4 protein-coding genes are annotated in these 3,795 nt (G+C 59.3%); 1 reads left to right on the top strand and 3 read right to left on the bottom strand.

Going from position 1 to position 3,795, the window contains the following annotated elements:
• Together ABYO54_RS15025 and ABYO54_RS15020 are read right to left on the bottom strand one after the other, a co-directional pair.
• Nucleotides 1-331 (bottom strand): hypothetical protein (locus ABYO54_RS15025; protein WP_372809053.1); only part of this gene is annotated, 331 nt, incomplete at its 3' end.
• Nucleotides 332-346: 15 nt separating this feature from the next.
• The gene (locus ABYO54_RS15020; RefSeq protein ID WP_372809052.1) at nt 347-1,018 is read right to left on the bottom strand and encodes a response regulator transcription factor; all 672 of its coding nucleotides are present in this window, start codon (nt 1,016-1,018) and stop codon (nt 347-349) included.
• 232 nt (nt 1,019-1,250) lie between these two features.
• Here ABYO54_RS15020 and ABYO54_RS15015 point away from each other — a divergent pair, with 232 nt between their 5' ends.
• Nucleotides 1,251-2,858: a SulP family inorganic anion transporter gene (locus ABYO54_RS15015; protein WP_372809051.1), complete on the top strand. Its 1,608-nt coding sequence runs from the start codon at nt 1,251-1,253 to the stop codon at nt 2,856-2,858.
• 90 nt (nt 2,859-2,948) lie between these two features.
• On the opposite strand, the gene ppk2 is transcribed toward ABYO54_RS15015, so the two are convergent.
• Nucleotides 2,949-3,743 carry a polyphosphate kinase 2 gene (gene ppk2 / locus ABYO54_RS15010; protein ID WP_372809054.1) on the bottom strand — a complete coding sequence of 265 codons (795 nt, stop codon included), beginning with the start codon at nt 3,741-3,743 and terminating at the stop codon, nt 2,949-2,951.
• Nucleotides 3,744-3,795 lie beyond the last annotated feature (52 nt).

Raw genomic sequence — 3,795 nt, 5'->3', positions numbered from 1 at the left:
GGGGCGTCGGACGAGGAAGCTCGGCGAGCTGGTCCGGGGCGTTGGCGGTCTGGAAAAGAACTTTGTCGTCGCGGCCGATGACCATGATCGCCAGTTCGTGGGCGCTGCCTTCGCCTTGGATGAATCGGATCGAATTTCCGTATTGCTCCCAATAGTTGTCGAGATGCCCGCTCATCAGCGGGGCTTCGACCAGCGCCCGGAGTTCGCGGTCCATGCGCTCGAAGCCCGAGGAATAGAGAAACGCGAAAAAGACGATCCCGAAGACGGTCAGCAGCGAGCCGGTCATGGCAAACGAAAGAAGCGCGATCTTGAATTTGAAAAAAAGCTTCATGGAGGGGCGCCGGCGCTATACCGCCTTGAAGCGGTAGCCGACGCCGCGGACGGTTTCGATCAGCGATTCGCCGCCGGGAAGATCGACCTTGCCGCGGACGCGGCGGATGTAGACATCGACCACGTTGGTTTGCGGGTCGAAATCGTAGCCCCAGACGTGTTCCAGCAGCTGGGTGCGGGAATAGACGCGGCCGGCCGAGCGCATCAGCAGTTCGAGCAGGTTGAACTCGCGGCTGGTCAGTTCCAGACACTCGTCGCCGCGTTTCACCTCGCGGGTGATCAGGTTGAGCGACACCGGTCCGCAACTGATTACGCTGAGCTGCTCGCCCGAGGAGCGGCGGCTGACGGCGATGATGCGGGCGATGAGCTCCTCCATGTAGAAGGGTTTGGGGAGATAGTCGTCGGCGCCCATGTTGAGGCCTTCGACCCGTTCGTCGATGCCGCTGCGCGCGGTCAGCAAGATGACCGGGACCGTGTTTTTGTCCTCGCGCAACGCACGCAAAATGCTGAGCCCGTCGCGGCCGGGCAACATGATGTCGAGCAGGACCACGTCGTACGACTCGTTTGCGGCAAGCGCATGGCCTTCGATGCCGTCGTGGCAGGAATCGACAACATAGCCTTGCTCTTTCAGTCCCTTCTGCACGAAGGCGGCGATCTTGCGGTCATCCTCTATAATCAGGATTTTCATGGCCCCTTGATACCATGCCCGCCTCCCGCGCCGCCATGGATTTATGATGACAAAACGTTCATGCAACCGAGGGCAATCCGCCATGGTTCCGCCCTCGTTGGGCGCTTGCCTCGACTTGCGCAACAGGCGGAATGCCGAGAAAGAAATGGCCGAAATTGCTCGCCTTGAGGAGCTGGTCTGGGATAGTCGCGCGCAAATTTAGCCAAAAAACATTAGAGAAAGCGGGAATTCCATGAAGATAGGCAACAAGCTTTTTAAACTGAAGATCGAGCGTCCGCGCAGCTTGAAAAACGACATCCTTTCCGGTTTGACCGTCGCCTTGGCCCTGGTGCCCGAAGCGGTGGCGTTTTCCTTCGTGGCCAAGGTCGATCCGGTCATCGGGCTCTACGCCGCCTTTATGATGGGGTTGATCACCGCGATCTTCGGCGGGCGCCCGGGCATGATTTCCGGGGCAACGGGAGCCGTGGCCGTGATCTTCGCCCCGCTCATGCTGGGGCTCTACGGCGAAGGACTCAGCACCGAGGAAGCCAACGGCTACCTGTTCGGCGCCGTCATCCTGATGGGGATTTTCCAGATGCTCTTCGGATTTTTCAAGCTGGGCAAATTCATCCGCATGGTGCCGCACCCGGTCATGCTGGGTTTCGTGAACGGCCTGGCCATCATCATTTTCAAATCGCAGTTCGAGATGTTCTATGTCGGCCACGGCGAAGAGAGCCACCTTCTTCCCGGAAGCGACTTGGCCATTATGGGCGGGATGATCGCGCTGACCATGGGCATCAGCTTTTTCCTGCCCAAGCTGACCAAGGCCGTGCCCGCCACGCTGATGGGTATCGTCACGGTTACGGTCATCTCCATCGTGTTGGAAAAGCTCAATCTCCATGAATCGCGCAACGTGCTCGACTTTGTGCAGGGCATGGATCCGGCCAAGGAGACCATTGCCGCCGGATTCCCGCGCTTCGCCTTGCCGTCGATGCCCGTCAGTTGGGACACCCTCAGGCTCATCCTGCCCTTCTCCGCGCTTGCGGCGGCGGTTGGCCTGATCGAATCGCTGATGACGCTCACGCTGGTGGACGAGATCACCGAAACCCGGGGGCGCGGCAACAAGGAGTGCATCGGGCAAGGCCTGGCCAACCTGGTCAACGGCTTTTTCGGCGGCATGGGCGGTTGTGCCATGATCGGCCAGAGTATGATCAACATTCGCGGCGGTGGCCGCGGCCGGACCTCGGGTATTTCCGCCGCACTGTTCCTGCTGGCCATTCTGCTGTTCGCCGCACCGCTGGTTGAAATCATTCCGTTGGCCGCCCTCGTCGGCGTCATGTTCATGGTGGTGATCGGCACGTTCGAATGGTCGAGCTTCCGGGTCATGGGCAGCGTTCCGAAAATGGACGCCTTCATCATTGTGCTCGTTTCCGTCGTGACGGTCTTGTTCGACCTCGCCATTGCCGTCCTCGTGGGCATCATTGTTTCCGCCCTCGGGTTCGCTTGGCAGCACGGCAAGAAAATCCATGCCGACGTCAAGGTCGACGAATATGGCACCAAGGTCTATCACCTCGAAAGCGCGCTCTTCTTCGGCTCGGCCCAGTCGTTCAAGGATCTGTTCGATCCCATCAACGATCCGAAGGATGTCGTCATCGACTTTAAAAAGGCCCGCGTCTACGACCACTCCGCCATCGAGGCCATCAACATCATTACCGAGCGTTATGCCGACCAGGGGAAGTCCCTGCACCTGCTCAATCTGAGCCGAGAGTGCTCGGAGCTGCTCGAAAGGGCCGACAACATCGTCGAGCTCAGTGTCATCGACGACTTGGAGTGGCACATCGCCGACGACCGGCTCGATTAGCCGTTCAACGGCCGTTGGGATGGAATGGTTGAAAACCTTTCAGCCGCGGCGGGAAGGTCGTTGACCGTTCCCGCCCTTCTACAATAGACCTTAATAGATGTGCGGCACGAAGTTTTGCTCGCCGTGGGGCGGCCGCTCGTAGCCGGTGCATTCCTGCCGCGGAGGAAGTTCGATCGGCTCGGGCGTCAGGTCTTCGTAGGGCACCTGCGACAGGAAGTGGGAGATGCAATTGAGTCGGGCCTTCTTCTTGTCGTCCGCTTCCACCACCCACCAGGGCGCTTTTGCGATGTCGGTGTGCTCGAACATATCGTCCTTCGCCTTCGAATATTCCACCCACTTCTCGCGCGATTTCATGTCCATCGGGCTGAGCTTCCAGCGTTTGGTCGGATTGTCGATCCGCGCCTGGAATCGTTTTTCCTGTTCTTCGTCGCTGACGGAAAACCAATATTTGATCAGGGTGATGCCGGAGCGGACCAGCATGCGTTCGAACTGCGGGCAGGTCTTGAAAAATTCCTGAACCTGTTCTTCGGTCACGAACCCCATCACGCGGTCCACCCCGACGCAGTTGTACCACGAGCGGTCGAACAAGACGATTTCCCCGGCGGCCGGAAGTTCGGGGACATAGCGCTGGAAATACCACTGGGTCTCTTCCCGCTCGGTCGGTTTGCCCAACGCAACCACGCGGGCGACGCGGGGATTCAGGCTTTCGGTGATGCGCTTGATGACGCCGCCTTTGCCGGCCGCGTCGCGTCCCTCGAAAAGGACCACCACCTTGAGCCCCTTATGCTTCACCCATTCCTGCAGCTTCACCAGTTCGATCTGAAGGCGCGCGAGCTCCGACGCGTAGAACTCCTTTTCCAGCTTCCCGTTTTTCTTGTAGCCCACTTTCCGTTTTCCCTTATCCGACACCACGCGCCTCCATTCATGTTCCTGACTT

Source organism: Pontiella sp., assembly GCF_041622395.1.
Lineage (GTDB): Bacteria > Verrucomicrobiota > Kiritimatiellia > Kiritimatiellales > Pontiellaceae > Pontiella.
Note: the sequence above shows the minus strand (reverse complement) of the source record. Positions and strands in the feature narration are given on the sequence as shown.